Annotated in this window: 21 protein-coding genes; 4 read left to right on the plus strand and 17 right to left on the minus strand. The window is 64.8% G+C overall.

Features of this window, described 5'->3' with window-relative positions; translation table 11 throughout:
- On the plus strand, positions 1-573 hold a 573-nt coding region (locus ACED67_RS19525; protein ID WP_395543408.1), incomplete at its 5' end, for a hypothetical protein.
- Here ACED67_RS19525 and ACED67_RS19530 read toward each other — a convergent pair.
- The 14 genes from ACED67_RS19530 to ACED67_RS19595 all read right to left on the minus strand — a co-directional run bounded on the left by ACED67_RS19530 (position 556) and on the right by ACED67_RS19595 (position 9,561).
- Positions 556-1,122 carry a VPLPA-CTERM sorting domain-containing protein gene (locus tag ACED67_RS19530; protein WP_395543409.1) on the minus strand — a complete coding sequence of 189 codons (567 nt, stop codon included), beginning with the start codon at positions 1,120-1,122 and terminating at the stop codon, positions 556-558. The genes ACED67_RS19525 and ACED67_RS19530 overlap by 18 nt on opposite strands.
- A 78-nt stretch (positions 1,123-1,200) precedes the next feature.
- The gene (locus ACED67_RS19535; RefSeq protein ID WP_395543410.1) at positions 1,201-1,464 is read right to left on the minus strand and encodes a Y16D family protein; all 264 of its coding nucleotides are present in this window, start codon (positions 1,462-1,464) and stop codon (positions 1,201-1,203) included.
- Positions 1,461-2,003: a hypothetical protein gene (locus ACED67_RS19540; RefSeq protein ID WP_395543411.1), complete on the minus strand. Its 543-nt coding sequence runs from the start codon at positions 2,001-2,003 to the stop codon at positions 1,461-1,463. Before ACED67_RS19540 ends, ACED67_RS19535 begins: the two co-directional genes overlap by 4 nt.
- On the minus strand, positions 2,000-2,197 hold the full coding sequence (locus ACED67_RS19545; protein WP_395543412.1) for a hypothetical protein: 198 nt from the start codon (positions 2,195-2,197) through the stop codon (positions 2,000-2,002). The genes ACED67_RS19540 and ACED67_RS19545 overlap by 4 nt, the downstream gene beginning before the upstream one ends.
- Positions 2,197-2,649, minus strand: coding sequence for a hypothetical protein (locus tag ACED67_RS19550; RefSeq protein WP_395543413.1), 453 nt, complete (start codon positions 2,647-2,649; stop codon positions 2,197-2,199). The genes ACED67_RS19545 and ACED67_RS19550 overlap by 1 nt, the downstream gene beginning before the upstream one ends.
- Positions 2,642-2,953, minus strand: coding sequence for a hypothetical protein (locus ACED67_RS19555; protein ID WP_395543414.1), 312 nt, complete (start codon positions 2,951-2,953; stop codon positions 2,642-2,644). The genes ACED67_RS19550 and ACED67_RS19555 overlap by 8 nt, the downstream gene beginning before the upstream one ends.
- Complete coding sequence (locus ACED67_RS19560) at positions 2,946-3,479, minus strand: DUF1643 domain-containing protein (protein WP_395543415.1); 534 nt, start codon at positions 3,477-3,479, stop codon at positions 2,946-2,948. Before ACED67_RS19560 ends, ACED67_RS19555 begins: the two co-directional genes overlap by 8 nt.
- The gene (locus ACED67_RS19565; protein ID WP_395543416.1) at positions 3,479-4,366 is read right to left on the minus strand and encodes a hypothetical protein; all 888 of its coding nucleotides are present in this window, start codon (positions 4,364-4,366) and stop codon (positions 3,479-3,481) included. The genes ACED67_RS19560 and ACED67_RS19565 overlap by 1 nt, the downstream gene beginning before the upstream one ends.
- A complete protein-coding gene (locus tag ACED67_RS19570) occupies positions 4,363-4,572 on the minus strand; it encodes a hypothetical protein (RefSeq protein ID WP_395543417.1) in 210 nt (69 codons plus the stop codon). Before ACED67_RS19570 ends, ACED67_RS19565 begins: the two co-directional genes overlap by 4 nt.
- Before the next feature lie 293 nt (positions 4,573-4,865).
- On the minus strand, positions 4,866-6,101 hold the full coding sequence (locus ACED67_RS19575) for a mandelate racemase/muconate lactonizing enzyme family protein (RefSeq protein WP_395543418.1): 1,236 nt from the start codon (positions 6,099-6,101) through the stop codon (positions 4,866-4,868).
- Between the two features lie 136 nt (positions 6,102-6,237).
- A complete protein-coding gene (locus tag ACED67_RS19580; RefSeq protein WP_395543419.1) occupies positions 6,238-6,933 on the minus strand; it encodes an alpha/beta fold hydrolase in 696 nt (231 codons plus the stop codon).
- A complete protein-coding gene (pcaD, locus tag ACED67_RS19585; protein WP_395543420.1) occupies positions 6,926-7,711 on the minus strand; it encodes a 3-oxoadipate enol-lactonase in 786 nt (261 codons plus the stop codon). The genes ACED67_RS19580 and pcaD overlap by 8 nt, the downstream gene beginning before the upstream one ends.
- 60 nt (positions 7,712-7,771) lie before the next feature.
- The gene (locus ACED67_RS19590) at positions 7,772-8,740 is read right to left on the minus strand and encodes a threonine ammonia-lyase (RefSeq protein ID WP_395543421.1); all 969 of its coding nucleotides are present in this window, start codon (positions 8,738-8,740) and stop codon (positions 7,772-7,774) included.
- Positions 8,737-9,561 (minus strand): alpha/beta fold hydrolase, encoded by an 825-nt coding sequence (locus ACED67_RS19595; RefSeq protein ID WP_395543422.1) that lies wholly within the window; start codon positions 9,559-9,561, stop codon positions 8,737-8,739. Before ACED67_RS19595 ends, ACED67_RS19590 begins: the two co-directional genes overlap by 4 nt.
- A 158-nt stretch (positions 9,562-9,719) precedes the next feature.
- Here ACED67_RS19595 and ACED67_RS19600 point away from each other — a divergent pair, with 158 nt between their 5' ends.
- From ACED67_RS19600 to ACED67_RS19610, 3 genes are all read left to right on the plus strand, one after another.
- A complete protein-coding gene (locus tag ACED67_RS19600; RefSeq protein WP_395543514.1) occupies positions 9,720-11,510 on the plus strand; it encodes an ABC transporter transmembrane domain-containing protein in 1,791 nt (596 codons plus the stop codon).
- A 131-nt stretch (positions 11,511-11,641) separates the two neighbouring features.
- Positions 11,642-13,537, plus strand: a complete 1,896-nt coding sequence (locus ACED67_RS19605) for an acyl-CoA synthetase (RefSeq protein WP_395543423.1) — start codon at positions 11,642-11,644, stop codon at positions 13,535-13,537.
- A 207-nt stretch (positions 13,538-13,744) separates the two neighbouring features.
- A complete protein-coding gene (locus tag ACED67_RS19610; RefSeq protein WP_395543424.1) occupies positions 13,745-14,275 on the plus strand; it encodes a DUF1176 domain-containing protein in 531 nt (176 codons plus the stop codon).
- 48 nt (positions 14,276-14,323) lie between these two features.
- Here the strand turns inward: ACED67_RS19610 and dtd are convergent, their stop codons facing one another.
- The 3 genes from dtd to ACED67_RS19625 form a co-directional block, all read right to left on the minus strand.
- Complete coding sequence (dtd, locus tag ACED67_RS19615) at positions 14,324-14,767, minus strand: D-aminoacyl-tRNA deacylase (protein ID WP_395543425.1); 444 nt, start codon at positions 14,765-14,767, stop codon at positions 14,324-14,326.
- The gene (locus ACED67_RS19620; protein WP_395543426.1) at positions 14,764-15,687 is read right to left on the minus strand and encodes a carbohydrate kinase family protein; all 924 of its coding nucleotides are present in this window, start codon (positions 15,685-15,687) and stop codon (positions 14,764-14,766) included. The genes dtd and ACED67_RS19620 overlap by 4 nt, the downstream gene beginning before the upstream one ends.
- 66 nt (positions 15,688-15,753) lie before the next feature.
- A complete protein-coding gene (locus ACED67_RS19625) occupies positions 15,754-16,734 on the minus strand; it encodes a phosphoribosylaminoimidazolesuccinocarboxamide synthase (protein ID WP_395543427.1) in 981 nt (326 codons plus the stop codon).
- Positions 16,735-16,761 lie beyond the last annotated feature (27 nt).

Here is a 16,761-nt window from a genome sequence, read left to right on the forward strand (position 1 = left end):
GTCAGGATGCCCCTGATCACGGGAGAGAGCCAGCGCCAGTACTATCAGGGCCTGACCTTTGTTTCTGAGGCGACCGGCCTTGAGAGCGAGGTTCTGGACTCCACCATCGGCAGTTCTGGCGGTGCGCATATTCAGGTCAAGATGCGCCAGTCGGATTTCCCAACCCTGCCGGTCGTAGCCGGCGGCGCGCATTGTCGGGTTCCAGACAGCGCTGCCGCGAATGTTCTGGTAGACGGATGGTGCGACTGGTTCAACTCTTCGTCGCCGCAGGCGGGGTACTCGTCCTACAATCCTTCCCCGAACAAGACGTACTCCTATGGCGGCGTGATCTCCGGCCGCATCCCCGACGGATATCGTCCGATCGAAACGCCCGGCGCCTTCCTCTACATGGCAAAGGCTCTGGGCTTCTGGCCGACTGGCGAGGCGCAATATGAAATTGCCCTTAAGGCGACCGTTAACACGATCCGCCCGAATTTTCCCGGCCCAGGCCTTATGAATATCCCGTGGACCGGAACATCATTCGGTCGTCAGGTGTGGGAGGCGCATGCCGCTACGCTAGGCATTCCGACCTGACCTGCGCCGGAGAGCAACTGCCCCTGAAATCGCCATGAGAAGCAGCGGGGCGGTTGCAGGCAAGGGGACGGGCGATGGTGAAACATCCCAAGTTCCGCCAGTCCCGAAGGTGTAAAACCCTTCCTGATTGATCCAATATCCACTCCAGTCGTTGAGGGTAAGATATTGGCCTTCCCAATAGGCATCCCATTCAAACCATAGGTCTACAAGCTTTCCGGCTGCGTCGGTCTTTATCCTAAGGACTGTCGTTGACCATCCTGTTGGCCATTGAGGAAGTCCCAACACGGGCGGGATCAGATCATCAAGCCATTCAGATCCATCGCCCGTGTCATAGTCTTGGAAGATGTCCAGATTTTTGAAGGATGGCACATCCAGGACGATCTGAGGATTTTCGAAGCACTCGAACTCGCCTTCGCCGTAGCAGTAGGGTTCATCCGCGATGAATGTCAGGGTGTAGACCGCCGCCCCCGCGTTGCCCGCCCAGATCGCAGCCGCAGCTGCCAGCAAAATCGCCCGCATGGAAACCCCCGTGAAAATGACCGGGGCCATGGACGCACGCCTGCACGATTCGGGGAAGGGGGTTTGCGCTAACCGCGCTCTGCGGATGCGGCGGGGATGCGTCAACCATCACCACAAATCCTCCGAAAACAGTTCATGATCTCCGCCTGTCTGCTTTGGGTCTTGTCCTGCCATATGCGCGATCTGGCGGGCCTGCACCCTGTTCACAAAACGACCTTTTGACGTGATAAACCCCTGCACTTCAGTTACCCGATACGCCTCCTCTACGAAGATGGACGCGCAGGCCAAAACCTGTCCGTGCCTTGCGGGTTGTGGTAGGGATATGGTTACGCCCTCAATCTGGATTGCGGCGGCGACGATGCGCTCCGTCATCCCCGCCCTCCCATCTCGCGCAGCACATCGTCGGCGGTGATTTTGCCGATGTTTTCTGCATCATTGAAGTCGTAGACGGCTTCCCGCGCTATCTCCAGCGCCTTCTGCACATGCGCCCGGATCACCCGGTCAAGGGCTGCGGTGCTGGAAGTGGTGGCGAGGGCGCGGATGATATGTGAGCATAGACCGGCTGACCGGCGGTAGTCACGGTTGAAATCCAGCGTGTTTCCAGCGATCTTGTCGCAGTGCTTCGCCGCCTTCTCCAGCGCCACCGCCCGCGCGGCCAGCAGCCGGTCGTATGCGTCGGGGGTCAGGGTGATCGTGGCGGTGGGCCTTGAGCATTGCCCACACGCTTCCCAATCCCATTTCCCGTGGACGCACTGACCGCGCCAACCTTTGCCGTATGTGGCATCCAGACCAGCCTCAGCGGTTTTGGCCATCGCCTTCCACATGTCTCGGTTGGCTTCCAGCCGGTCCAGTTCGTCATGCAGCGCCGCGTTCTCGGGGGTGTGCGGGCCAAGGTGGTCGCGGAGGGTCATAGCGGCTTCCAGTGCGTTGGCGTGTAGTAGACGTAGACGGTCAGGTCCGGGAAAAACCAAAGCGGTCTGGTCTTGCCGGGTTCGCGCGTGACCTTCACGAGGGATTGTTCGTTGCGCGCACCCTTCTCGTCTTCGATCTTCGTCATGACTTCGACGCCTTCCGGCGCTGTTTCAATCGGTTGCCAGTCTTCCATCACCCCTCTCCCTTCTCTGCTTCTGCGATGGCGGCGCGGGCACGGATTGCCGCCATGATTTCCTTGATCGTGGTCCATGGCACGTAAGTTTTGGCGGCGACTTCATTGCCATCTTCATCCGTGCTGATCGACTGGAAGCTGAACTCGCCCATGTAGGCGGCCTTCGTGTCTCCGCTTGGGGTCAGCGCCTCCACCAGCTTGCGGTTCTGGGCCTGTAGCGCGGTGATGCGGTCGGCGGCTTCATCCCAATCTGCCGCAAGTTTTGCGTCGTTCTCGGCACATTTCTTATGGTTAAGACCAAGGCGTACTGCGAACGTGTTGTGTGACCCATCCCGTCGCGCAAAAGCCTCCAACTGTGGCTTAAGGGCTTCGGCCACTGCTTCGTTATTTATTTGGATTTCTCGCTCATCTTTGGCGCGCTTACGCAGCCGTTCCACCAGATCGTCAGCCATGGTCAGCCTCCATCATGTGCTTGCGGGCGCGGACTTCCCAATCGTGAAGGTCGCGCTGAAACTGATCTTCCGCCCATAGCTGCGGCGTCAGGCTGCGGGTCTCAATGTGCCGCCACGGGTCGCAGGTGCAGTTGTGGCGCTCGACATAGGCATCAAACCGGCCAGAGGCCTGCCATTCCTCGGGTTCAGCCGATGCGCCAAGAGTGTCCGCGCGCCGCTGGATGGCGTCCAGGTTTCGCCCGCGAACCGTCAGGTTAAGCGCCTCGTTCAGCAGATCGCGGCAGGTGGGGCACCCGTCAGCCATGGTCTGCGCCCTCCGATGCGGGCGGAACCCACGGGATGATCGGATTGTCGTAGCCCAGCATCAGGGGGTGCTTAGGGTGGCCGCATTTCGCTGGAGCACCGATGCTGTAAGGATCAAGAGCCGCCCCTCTGATCATGGTCAGCACGTTCAAGAAGCGGTTCCGCTGCATCCGGGGCTGCTTGCCGAGCGGCCCCCACGCGCAGATCACTTGGTCGCTCTCCGCTAGGATTTCGATCAGGTGGTGATCGTTCTGGGGTCCAATTGGATCGACTACCGCCCCCAACTGCCGCACGTCGGTAGCCCTAAAAGCGAACAGATTTCCGACGATGATACGCCCCCAACCGTTCCTGCGCCCGAAGCCTTTCAACTTGCGGATAGTCGCATCATCTTCTGACGCATCTGCAGTCGAGGGATTCACCATGATTACGGCGATGGTGCTGCGGCCCCCAAGGTCGCGTTCGAGGCGGTAGCGGTATCGCCCGCACTCGCTGATGACGGCGCTGGACTGGCGAAACAGATCGGACATCACGTGCCCTCCGATGTGGGCGGGGACCGATCAAAGACAATGCGTCTGATCCGCCCCGGAAACGACTGTACCACATAGTCCATCAGACCAACTGCATCCTCGTAGGTTGAGCAAGCAAACCCGCAGTCGCCCCAACGCGGATTGATAGGATCAACTCCCTTCCACACCTTCCATTCTTCGATCCGGTAAGTTCCTCGACCGCCCCACCCATCACCGGGCGACACGAGGGCTGCGCGGATGCGGGCTTCGATGGCTTGCTTGGCGTCCTCTGCGGTTGCGAAACCGCCGTCAACGAAAGTCGCGCAATATCCGGGAACGGACCAAAGCGCCTGCCACGGTCCGTTGCCGTATCGCTCGACGCGGAACGATCCGAAGAGCGGGGCAGTTGCCCGCCAAGCGTAACCGTCAAGGTCTTCCCAGACGAGATTGACCTGCACCCCTTGCCCCCGGCGCGCCAGTTCGGCCTCGGCGGCCTCCGCGCGGCGTTGCATCTGACAATAGGTTCCACCGCCGTCGTGATAAACCAGCCCCGTCTTGCCGTCGGTGAATTCGCACTGCCATGACGCCAGCGAGAAATTCTCCGCCTCCAACGCAGCGCCACGGGCGCGCATGGCGGCGGCAATTGCCTCGATCATTTCGCGCGCTTTGAACGCATCGACTGACCGCGCAATCGTGATCCGCTCCCCATCCTGCGGGTAAATGGCTAGCCCCCAGCCGATGCTGCCATCTGGTTCTGGCAACTCTCCTGCAAATAGAGCCGCATCACCAAGCCCGACGCTGATCCCAACGTCCGGTCCAGCGTCATCGCCGCTTGAATGCCAAACGGTTTCGCCGCTCTGATACATGTGCGCCTCTGCCAGCGCGTCCAGTTCTTCGGGGGTGGTCATATGCGGTCCTCCGCAGGAATGGGCCATTGGCACAGCAGCGCGTAACGCTTCCAGTGCCCTTCGGCGTTGTGCTGGATGGTGACTTCGCCATCGGCCCGATACTGCTGGGCGTAGTGCCAGATGTAGCCCTCGGCATTCTCCCCTTCGGCCCGCGCGACGGTCATGCCGTTCTGGCGAATGCGGAAAGCGATATTCTTGGTGGTCATGTGCGAAGTGCTCCTTGGTTCGCGGAACCGGACAGAACAGCAACCCATGCCGAAGGTGCGTTCGCAGGTTCGGTAAAAAGCGGTGGTTTCGCGGGGATACGGGCGGTTGCGACCGCCGCGCTTCGTTCACATCGAAGTGCGCGGCGGTTCAGGTCGCGATTTTGCAACGCGGAGCGCAACCCATTGACGTGCAACGGGGTGATATTTTGCACCTGAAGGGCGTTAAGGCCCTTATTTTGCTGAGAAATGGCGATCCTCCCGCGATCGCCAATCATCGCCTGCGCCTTGACCTCTCAGGTCTTTGACGGAGCGCCCCCTTCGAAACGGTTGCCGTGGCGATAGTCGCAAGGCGCCTCTTGCATCTGCAGATGCAGCCCGCTGCCGGTATAGGGATGGGCGCGGGCGAGGTCTTCGTCGAAATCGATGCCTAGGCCGGGCGTTTCGGGCGGCAGGATATAGCCGTCTTCCCATGTGATCGTGTTGCGGATCAGCGCCAGATGGAAGGCGCCGCCGGTCTGGATCGTCTCGGCGATCAGCAGGTTCGGGATCGAGACCGAGAGGTGGATATTCGCCGCCCATTCCACCGGACCGGCGTAAAGATGCGGCGCCAACTCGGCATTGAAGATCTCGGCAATGGCGGCAAGTTTGCGGGCCTCAAGGATGCCGCCCAGGCGGCCAAGGGCGGGTTGCAGGATTTTCACCCCGCCGGCGCGCAGGAGCATGCCGAATTCGGTCTTGGTGGTCAGCCTTTCGCCCGTGGCGATGGGAATGCGGACCTGTCGGGCCACTTCGGCGAATTCCAGCAGGTTGTCGGGCGGGATCGGCTCTTCATACCAGAGCGGGTTGTAGGGTTCCAATTCCCGCCCCAGCCGGATCGCGCCGGGGGTGGAGAACTGGCCATGGGTGCCGAACAACAGATCGGCGCGGTCGCCGACGGCCTCGCGGATTTTCTTGCAAAAGGCAACCGAGCGGGAAATGTCGGACATGGCCGGCTCATGGCCGCCCCGGATGGTATAGGGGCCGGCCGGATCAAACTTGACAGCGGTAAAACCCTGGGCGACGGCCTTGGCGGCGGCATCGGCCTGCCAGTCTGGGTTGACCCAGAATTCAGTCTGGTCCTGGTCCGGCTCGGGGTAGAGATAGGTATAGCTGCGCACGCGGTCATTCATCCGCCCGCCGATCAGCGCCCAGACCGGGCGGTTGCGCGCCTTGCCCAGGATGTCCCAGCAGGCGATTTCCAGCCCCGCGAAAGCGCCCATCACCGTGGGGTCGGGGCGCTGGGTAAAGCCCGAGGAATAGACCCGGCGGAACATTAGCTCCAGATTTTCGGGGTTCTCGCTGCGCATGTGGCGGTCGAAGACATCCTCGATCACCGCTTGCATCGCCCTGGGGCCGACGGTCGAGGCGTAGCATTCGCCATAACCGACGATTCCGGTATCGGTGGTCAGTTTCGGAAAGATCCAGTAGCGCCCGCCCCAGCCGGGCGCGGGTGGCGCGACGACGAAAATCTCGAGATCCTTGAGCTTCATGGCCGGGCCTTTCGCTTGGCGAGGCGGTCCGGGGATTTCACACCCCCGCACCCCCTTGGGATATTTGGGAACAGAAGAGGAGGCTAAGAAGGATTTCGACGCGGTGCGAAGGTGAATGCGACATGATCAGTCGTGTTCAGACGATGGTCCTGGCGATCCGGTCGATGAGCCGGGCGAGATTTTCGGGACGGGAGAAGAAAGGGGAATGCGAGGCGGGCAGGTCGAAGCGGTTCTCGGGCGGCAGGGCGGCGGCCATCTCGGCCTGTTGCGCGGGCGGGATTGCGTGGTCTTCGCTGCAGCGGATGTAGAATTGCGGGCGGGTGGACTTGCCCGGCGGATAAGGCGTTTCATGCGGGGCGCGGGGTTCGGCGCAGAGATGGCGCGCGGCCAGGACGCGGTCTTCGGGCGGGCAGTCGTGATAGAACAGCGCCTCTACTCCGGCCGGGTCGAAACTGTAAGACAGGCGGTCCGGCGACAGGCGCAGGGCCGGGCCGAGGGGATTGTCGGGCCAGGCGCGGCGCAGATCGGCCAGGCTGCGTCCGGCCTGCGGCAGCCAAGCGGCAAGATGAATCACAGCCCTAATCTTGCTGTCGTCAAGATTGGCGGCGCGGCTGGCGGGGTAGCCTGCGGCGGAATGGGCGACAAGGATGGTCGGGCCGGTCAGGGCGGTGAGGATGGCCTGGGCTTGGGCGTCGAGCGTCGTGGTAGTGCCGCCGCGCCCGGGCAGGTCGATGGCGCGTGCCGTGTGTCCAAGGTCCGCAAGGGCGGGGATCAGCCGGTGCCAGCACCAGGCGCCGTGCCCGGCACCATGGATCAGCAGCACGTCAGCCATGGCCGATGCGGGTGAGGAAGGCATCCAGAACCGCGGCATATTCGGCGGGGCGTTCCGCCATCGGAAGGTGGCCCGCGCGCTGGATCAGGGCGAAGGTGCTGCCGGGGATCAGGTCGGCGGTCTCGCGCACCAGATCGGGCGGGGTGGAGCCGTCATTGCCGCCGGCAATCGCCAGTGTGGGCAGGCGCAGCGTGGCGGTGGTTTCGTAAAAATCCGTGCCGGCAATGGCACTTGCGCAGCCGATCCAGCCCTTGGGGTCGGTCGCCAGCATGCGCGCGCGCAGGGCGGGCATGGCCGGGTTGTTCTGCCAGCCACGGCCGAACCAACGCGCCATCGTCGGCTCGATCTGGGCGGCAAGACCGTCTTCCAGAACGGTCTTGATTCTGTCTTCCCATTGTCTTCCAAGGCCGATCCGGGCGGCGGTGTTCGACAGGACCAGCGCCCGGACGAGATCAAGCCGCTTGACCGCCAGGCCCTGCGCGATGAGGCCCCCCAGCGAGACGCCCAGAAGAACGGTGTCGCGCAGGCCGAAATGGTCGATGACCCTTTCGGCATCGCGGATCAGCGCGCCCATCGCATAGGGAGGGTCAGGCACGTCCGAGGCGCCATGGCCGCGCAGGTCAAGCCGCAGGATGCGGTGGCGCGGGAAGGCCTCGACCAGAGGGTCGAACAGCGTGAGATCGGTGCCGAGCGCATGCAGGAAGACCAGCGGCGGGCCGTCTTGCGGGCCGTCAAGGCGGGCGTTGACGCGAAGATCGGGCAGGAAAACGGCGGGCATGTTCGGATTCTTCAAGATTTTGGAGGTAGACGGGCCAAATTCGGGCCCGGAATGTTCGATTCATGCAGCAAAGCGGGCGATGACCTGGCTGAAAAGCGCGGGGTCGACATTGCCGCCCGAGACCGTGCAGACCACCGTGTCGGGCAGATCGGGGGCGAAAAGCGCGGCGGCCAGTGCGACAGCGCCACCCGGCTCGGCCACGATGCGCAGATGCTGGAAGGCCAGCGCCATGGCCTGTAGCGCCTGATCGTCGCTGACCACGAGGCCAGGCCGGGCATGGGCCTGCAGGATCGGCAGGGTCAGCTTGCCGGGCGCGGGGGTCAGGATGGCGTCGCAAAGCGAGCCGGTCGTGGCCGGATTGCGCTGGGGCGTGCCGGTGGCAAGCGAGCGGGTCATGTCGTCAAAGCCCTGCGGCTCGACCGGGTGAACGCGCAGACCGGGCGCACGGGCGGCGAGGGCAAGGGCGATGCCGGAGGTCAGCCCGCCGCCGCCACAGCAGACCAGAACCTCGGCCCGGCTGATGCCAAGGGCCTGCGTCTGGGCGGCGATCTCAAGGCCCGTCGTGCCCTGTCCGGCGATCACAAGCGGGTGATCGAAGGGCGGAATCAGCGCAAGGCCGCGCTCGGCGGAGAGGCGGGCGGCGATTGCGTCGCGGTCGTCGCCGGCGCGGTCATACAGCACGACCTCGGCGCCATAGGCCCTGGTATTGGCGATCTTTACCGCGGGTGCGTCGGAGGGCATGACGATGACCGCGGTCATGCCATGCGCGGCGGCGGCCCAGGCGACGCCCTGGGCGTGGTTGCCCGAGGACATGGCAAGGACGCCCGGCGTGCCCTTGGGCAGGGCCGAGATGGCCGACCAGGCGCCGCGCGCCTTGAACGAGCCGGTCACTTGCAGGCATTCGGCCTTGACCAGAATGCGGCGGTTGGCAAGCCGGTCGAGCAGCGGGGCCGAGAGCATCGGCGTCTGGCGGACATTGCCGCGCAGACGGAGGGCGGCGGCGTCGATATCGTCGATGGTCACGGTCATTGCATTGCCTTCAGCCAGGCCGCGAGGGCCGCCACGGATTCGGGTTCATCGAGAAAGGGCACATGGCCCCGCCCGGGAACACGGGCGAGGATCGTGTCGGGCCGGATCTCCAGCATCCGGGCGATCGTGGCCTGCGACAGAAGGTCGGTGCCATCGCCGTAGATCAGAGCGACGGGCAGGCCCTGGCTGGCCGCCCAGCCGCGCCAATCGCCCCGGTGAGGTGGGGTGTATTCGGCGGCAAAGCCGTCGCGTAGGGCCGGGTCATAGGTGATGCGCAACCCCGCCGGTGTTTCGCGGTAGAAGCGGGTGACTTCGGACAGCCATTTGCCGGGGGGAAGCGGGCCGAAGCCGGGCATGGCGGCGGGCATCTTCTCGGCCAGGTCGGCCAGAGTTTTCGGGGCCGGATTGCGGCCGAGATAGAGAAAGATGCGGTCCAGCCCTGCACGGGGGATCTCGGGGCCGATGTCGTTGAGGCAAAGGCCGCGCAGGCGGTCCCTGGCGCGGACCATCAGGTCGAGGCCGATGAGCCCGCCGCGCGAGGTGCCCAGAAGGGCGGCGCGGGGGATGGCCAGATGGTCAAGCAGCGCCAAAGCGTCATCGCCCTCTTGCGCCAGCGTGTAGGTTGCGGGGCCGGTCCAGGCGCTTTCGCCGCGCCCCCGGTAATCCATGCGGATCACCCGGCAGCCAGCCAGCGCGGGCAGCGCATCGTCGAAATCATGCCGCTCGCGCGTCAGGCCCGAAAGGCAGAGCACGGGCAGGCCGGGGCCGCCCGTATCGTCATAGGCAAGGGTTGCGCCGTCGGGGGCGGTGAAAAAGGCCATCGGCGGCTCCTGCCTTGGGTCGCGGGCAGAGTTGCATGGGGGGCGCGCAAGGGAAAGGGGTGGCGGCGGCGGGGAAAACGGCGCGACATTTGCAGCGCTTGCCCCGCAAGAGCCTGCCGCTTAAACCCGGTCGCCAGATGACCGCAAGCGAGACGCCCATGGCCCGCCGACCCTCGACCGCCCCGACTGAAGACCGCCCCAGCTCGCGACAGGTGGGGGCGCTGTCGGGCCTGGCCCCGTTCATCCGGCCCTATCGCAAGCTGGCCCTTGCCGCGCTGGCGGCCCTGATCCTGACGGCCTCGGTCAGCCTGGTGCTGCCTTTGGCGGTGCGCCGGGTGGTGGATGGGTTCAACACCGCACATGTCGGCCTGCTGGACGATTATTTCCTGGCCTTTCTGGCGATTGCCGGGCTTTTGGCGCTGGGCACCGGGGCGCGCTATTACATCGTGACCCTGTTGGGCGAGCGGGTGGTGGCCGATATTCGCCGCGCTGTCTTTGACAAGGTCATGGGCCTCTCTCCGGCTTTTTTCGAAAAGATCCTGACCGGCGAGGTGCTGAGCCGGATCACCACGGACACGACGCTGATCCTGTCGGTGATCGGCTCTTCGGTGTCGATCGCGCTGCGCAACCTGCTGATGCTTCTGGGCGGGCTGGTGATGCTGATGCTGACCTCGGCCAAGCTGACCGGGCTTGTGCTTCTGGTCGTGCCGGCGGTGGTGGTGCCGATCATCGTGCTGGGGCGGCGGCTGCGGGTTCTGAGCCGCGAGAACCAGGATTGGATCGCCTCTTCCTCGGGTTCGGCCTCAGAGGCGCTTCTGGCGGTCCAGACGGTGCAAAGCTTTACCCATGAGGGGCGCACGCGCGGCGCCTTTGCCGAGGTGACGGAAAAGGCCTTCGGCTCGTCCAAGGCGCGCATCCGCACGCGGGCGGTGATGACGGTGATCGTGATCTTTCTGGTTTTCTCGGGGGTTGTCGGCGTTCTGTGGGTTGGCGCTCGGGACGTGCGGACAGGCACGATGTCGGTGGGTGAGCTGATCCAGTTCGTCATCTACGCGGTGATGGTGGCCGGATCGGTCGGCGCGCTGTCGGAGATCTGGGGCGAATTGCAGCGGGCGGCTGGGGCGACCGAGCGGCTGGTGGAACTGCTGGCCGTAGAGGACAAGGTGCAGGATCCGGCCCATCCGCGCGCGCTGCCGCAGCCGGTGCGGGGCGAGATCGCCTTTGAGGATGTGAGCTTCCGCTATCCGGCGCGGCCCGAGACCTCGGCCCTGAACGGGGTCAGCCTGCATGTGCGGCCGGGCGAGACGGTGGCGCTGGTCGGGCCGTCGGGGGCCGGGAAGACCACGGTCCTGCAATTGTTGCAGCGTTTCTACGATCCGCAGGAGGGGCGGATCACGCTGGATGGTGTCGATCTGCGCGAGATGCGGCGCGACGCGTTCCGCAAGTCGATTGCGCTGGTGCCGCAGGATCCGGTGATCTTCGCCGCCTCGGCGCGCGAGAACATCCGCTTCGGGCGGCCCGAGGCCAGCGATGCCGAGGTCGAGGCCGCGGCGCGGGCGGCGGCGGCACATGAGTTCCTGAACGCGCTGCCGCAGGGTTATGACACGTTTCTGGGCGAGAGGGGCGTGATGCTGTCGGGCGGGCAGAAGCAGAGGGTGGCGATCGCGCGGGCGATTTTGCGCGATGCGCCGGTGCTGCTGCTGGACGAGGCGACGAGCGCGCTGGATGCCGAAAGCGAACGCGCGGTGCAGGCGGCGGTGGAGCGGCTGGCCGAGGGGCGCACGACGCTGGTCGTGGCGCATCGGCTGGCGACAGTAAAGCGGGCCGACCGGATCGTGGTCTTCGAGCAGGGCCGCATCGCCGCAATCGGCACGCATGACGAGCTGGTGGCGCAGGACGGGCTTTATGCGCGGCTGGCCCGGCTGCAATTCACCGAAGGCGCGGCCTGAGTCTTTGCGCGTCGGCGACGTTGCGTCGGCAAGCGCCGTTTGCTGTTGGCAAAGCGCGGAGGAGACCTCACATTCCCCGTAGGGAGAGGCCGTGCGGCAGAATGCGGCCAGAGACGTCAGGGGAGGACCGGATGACCAGTTTCGCCACTTTGGCCGATGTGAAGGCGCTTGAGGCAGAGGCGGCCAATTGGGCCGACCGCGATGTCGCCCGCACCATGTATCAATTCGTCACCCGAGCCCGCGATGCCCATGGCGCGCGCCCGGCGATCAGCTACCAGCTTTTCTCGGCCCCCGATGCCCCCAAGGTCACGCTGACCTGGACCGAATTGCATGGCCGGGTCACCCGGGCCGCGAACCTGTTCCGGTCGCTGGGCGTGGGGCCGAAGGATGTAGTCGCCTATATCCTGCCCAACACGATGGAAACCGCGGTCACCCTGATCGCGGGGGCGGTGGCCGGGATCGTCAACCCGATCAATCCGCTGCTGGAACCCGAGCAGATCAGCGCCATCCTGCGCGAGACCGGCGCCAAGGTCGTGGTCACGCTGAAGCCTTTCCCCAAGACCGATCTGTCGCAGAAAGTGGCCGAGGCGGTGAAATTCGCGCCCGGCGTGAAGACCGTGGTCGAGGTTGATCTGCTGACCTATCTGAGCGGCCTGAAGAAGCTGATCGTGCCGCTGGTTCGTCCGAAGAACCCGGTTCGGCACCATGCCCAGCTGATCAATTTCCATACCGCGACCGCCGCCCAGCCCGCCGACCGGCTGACCTTCGACGACCCGCCCGAAGATCGCGTCGCCGCCTATTTCCACACCGGTGGCACGACGGGGATGCCGAAGGTGGCGCAGCACAAGGTTTCGGGCATGGTCTATAACGGCTGGCTCGGCTCGACCATCCTGTTCCGGGAATCCGACGTGCTGATGTGCCCGCTGCCGCTGTTCCACGTCTTCGCGGCCTATCCGATCCTGATGTCGGTGATCGGGGCGGGGGCGCATGTCGTCTTTCCGACGCCGCAGGGCTATCGGGGCGAGGGGGTGTTCGACAATCTGTGGAAACTCTGCGCCCGCTATGGCGTGACCTATCTGATCACCGTGCCCACCGCGCTGTCGGCGTTGATGCAAAGAAAGATCGATGCCGATATCTCGACCCTGCGCGGGGCGTTTTCGGGCTCGTCACCCCTGCCGCTGGAACTGTTCGCTCGGTTCGAAAAGGCGACCGGCATACAGATCATCGAGGGCTATGGCCTGACCGAATGCACCTGCCTTGTCGCCTGCAACCCACCTGCGGGGCAGAAGAAGATCGGCTCGGTCGGGCTGCCCTTCCCGCATACCCATGTCCGCATCCTGACCAAAGAAGGGGCCATCGGATTCCGTGAATGCGCGGTCGATGAAGTGGGCGAAATCTGCGTCGCCAATCCCGGCGTCTATGAAGGCTCGACCTATACCGAGGCCGACAAGAACAGGGATCTCTTCGCCGAGGGTCGCTTTCTGCGCACCGGCGATCTGGGCCGGATCGACGCGGATGGCTATCTGTTCATCACCGGGCGGGCCAAGGACCTGATCATCCGGGGCGGTCACAACATCGACCCGGCCCTGATCGAAGAGGCGCTGATGGGCCATCCGGCAGTGGCTTTCGTGGGCGCGATCGGCCAGCCCGATGCCCATTCGGGGGAATTGCCGGTCGCTTATGTGGAGCTGGTCAAGGGCGCCAGCGTGACCGAGGCCGAGCTTCTGGCCTTTGCCGAATCCCATATTGCCGAGCGTGCCGCCGTGCCGAAGCGGATCGAGATCCTGGACGAATTGCCCAAGACGGCGGTGGGCAAGGTCTTCAAGCCCGACCTGCGCCGCCGGGCGATCACCCGGGTCTTCGATGCTGCCCTGGCCAAGGCCGGGCTGCCCGCTACGGTCTGCGCCGTGGTCGAGGACAAGAAGCGCGGTCTGGTGGCCCAGGTCAAGAAATCCGGCGAATGCGACGCGGCCGAGACGAGCCGCGTGCTAGGGGCCTTTCCCGGCGCATGGGACTGGGCGGATTGACGCCTCGCCAGGCCCGCGCCCGTCTTTGATGATCCCCAGGGGGGGAATGCGGCGGTCGCCCATCGTTTGGCAAGCCGTCGGCGCTGGGGCGTGAACGCCCCGGCGGCCCGCCAAGGCCCCGCAGATGACAGGTTTTTTCATTTGCCTGGCCGCGATGCAGGACGCAAAGTACACGCGATCATCACGACGCCTTGAAGGATTTCTCCGATGAAGATTGCCAGCTTCCTTGTCGCTGCCGCGACCACGGCGGCCTCGGTTCTGCCCGCCTTTGCCACGCCGCAATCGGAAGTGCTGTTCTCGCACAAGAACTGGCAGGTCGAACTTGTGGCCTGGGATGACGGCGGATTGGGCTGCGTCGCTCAGGTTTCAGCGCCGGGCGAGAGCTTCTCGATCTGGACCTTCCAGGATGAAAGCGTACAATTGCAATTCTATTCGACGTCCTGGAGCTTTGGCGAGGGCTCGACCGCCGATCTGGTGGTGCAGGTCGACCGCAAGCCGTCCTGGAACCTGACGGCGGCCGAGCTTTATCAGAATTCAGTGCTGTTCACCCTGCCGAACAGCGATGCCGGGGTCGAATTCATCACCGAGATCGCGCGGGGCAACCGGTTGTATTTGCGCGACAACAAGGGCGGATCGGTGCAGGATTATTCGCTGTCCGGGTCCAAGGCCTCGATCGACGCGCTGATCGAGTGCGGCAATGTGATCACACAGAAAAGCCCGTCCAACCCGTTCAATTGAGCGCCAGCCCGGAAGGGCCGGATCTTTCGACGGAAAACCGGAATGCGGTCACATCTGGTCGGTGTCGATCCAGATCGTCACCGGGCCGTCATTCACCAGCTCCACCGCCATATCGGCGCCAAAGTTGCCGGTTTCGACCGGCAGGCCTTCGGCGGCAAGGCGTGCCGCGAAATGTTCATAGAGGGCGCGGCCGCGTTCGGGCGGCGCGGCGGTCGAAAAGCCCGGACGGTTGCCGCGCAGATCGGCCGCCAGGGTGAACTGGCTGATCACCAGGGCCGCGCCGCCGATGTCGCGGATCGAGAGGTTCATCTTGTCCTGATCGTCGCGGAAGATGCGCATCTTGGCCACTTTGGCGGCCAGCTTTTCCGCCTCGGCCTCGGCATCGCCCTGCATCGCGCAGACCAGAACCAGCAGGCCGCGCCCGCAGCGCCCGATCACCTGACCCCCGACCGAGACTTGCGCGCGGGTTACGCGCTGAAGGATCGCCCTCACAGCTCGTTGGCCCAGGGCGGGTTGGCCCCGGCACGGCTGACGGTGATGGCAGCGGCCCGGGTGCCCAGCGACAGGGCCTGATCCAGAACACCTTCGGTCAGCGCCCCGACCCCCGCCTTGGTCAGCGCGCCCGCCTGATGCAGCGCGGCCAGGACGCCCGCGTTGAACGTGTCGCCCGCGCCAACTGTATCGGCAACCTCGACCTTGGTCGCCGCGACAAAGCGGTTCTGCGCTGCCGTCACCGCCCGCGCGCCCTTGGCGCCTTCGGTGATGAAGACGGCTTTCGGCCCGCGCGCCAGGATGCCCTGTGCCAGCGCGGTCAGATCGCCCGCGCCTTCCAGCCAGTGCAGATCCTCGTCCGACAGTTTCACCAGATCGGCCCGGCCGATCATGCGGTTGATGCGGGCGCGATAGGCCTCTTCCTTGCCGGCGATGAACCCGGGGCGGATATTGGGGTCGATCATGGTGACGCGCCGTCCGCATTCGCGGATCTGCAACTCTTCATAGGTCGAAGCGGCGGGGTCGTTGACCAGGGAAATCCCGCCGAGGAACAGCGCCTGCACATCTTCGGCCAGGATCGGCAGTTCGGCGGGAGACAGCATCCGGCCCGCCGTGCCCTCGTCATAGAAGGCATAAGTGGCCTGGCCGTTCACCAGTTTGACGAAGGCGACGGTGGTGGGCCGGTCAGACCGCGCCAGATAGCGCAGGTCGACCTTCGACGCGGCCAGCGTATCCGCCAGAATATCGCCCAGCATGTCGGTCGAGACGCCTGAGAAGAAGGCCGAGGGCGCGCCGAGGCGGCCCAAGGCGATGGCGGTGTTGAAGACGGCTCCGCCCGCATAGGGGGCGAAACAGGCCTCGCCCGCGGTCGAGACCCGCGGCAGCATGTCGATCAGTGCTTCGCCGCAGCTGAGAATCATCGGCTTTCTCTCCCCCAATCCCGCGCGCATGCTAGCCGGTTCCGGGCGGGTAGCGCAAACAATCGCTCATGACGTGAAGTATTGCTCAAGATTGCCGCGAACACGGTCCAGCGGTGTGGCGCCGGATGTATCGGGCACGAAGGTTTTGCCAGTGATCATTTCATAGGCCTCGACATAGACCTGCGCCGTGCGGGCGATCATCTCGGACGGGATTTCCGGGACGGGGTCCTTGTAGGGGTCGCAGCGGGCCACGACCCAGGCGCGGATCACATCCTTGTCGAAGCTGGGCGGGCGGGCGCCGGTCTCGAAAGCCTGCTGATAGCCATCGGCCAGCCAGTAGCGGCTGGAATCGGGCGTATGGATTTCGTCGGCCAGCAGAATGCGGCCCGTCTCGTCGCGGCCGAACTCGTATTTGGTGTCGACAAGGATCAGACCGCGATCCGCGGCCATCTTCTGGCCACGGGCGAAAAGCGCCAGCGCATGGGCCGAGACCTCGTCCCATTCGGCACGGGTCAGAAGCCCCTGCGACAGGATCTCGTCCTGGGTCAACGGCTCGTCATGGGCGCCGTCAAAGGCCTTTGACGTGGGGGTGATAAGCGCGGCGGGCAATTGCTGATTGTCGCGCATTCCGTTGGGCAGCCGGTGGCCATACATCTCGCGCGCGCCGGCCTTGTATTGCGTCAGGATCGAGGTGGAGGTGGTTCCCGCCAGATAGCCGCGCACCACCACTTCGACCGGCAGGATCTCGACCCGGCGCCCGATCACCACATTGGGGTCGGGATAGGCGGTGACGTGGTTGGGGCAAATATCGGCGGTCTGATCGAACCAGTAGCGCGCGGTCTGGGTCAGGACCTGGCCCTTCCACGGGATCGCCGCAAGGATGCGGTCGAAGGCCGAGATACGGTCGGAAGAAATCAGGATGCGGCGGCCCGCCGGATACCCGGGCGAGGGCGGCAGATCATAGCAATCGCGGACCTTGCCGTAATAGGGCGCGGGAAGCTCGGGGATATGCGCCTGCGGCAGGACGCGGGTCAGATCAAGGGCCATGCGAGCCTCCGGTTGCTGCCGCGCTTT

Origin of the sequence: Neotabrizicola paludis, from assembly GCF_044142105.1 — a bacterium.
Taxonomy (GTDB): Bacteria; Pseudomonadota; Alphaproteobacteria; order Rhodobacterales; family Rhodobacteraceae; genus Pseudogemmobacter.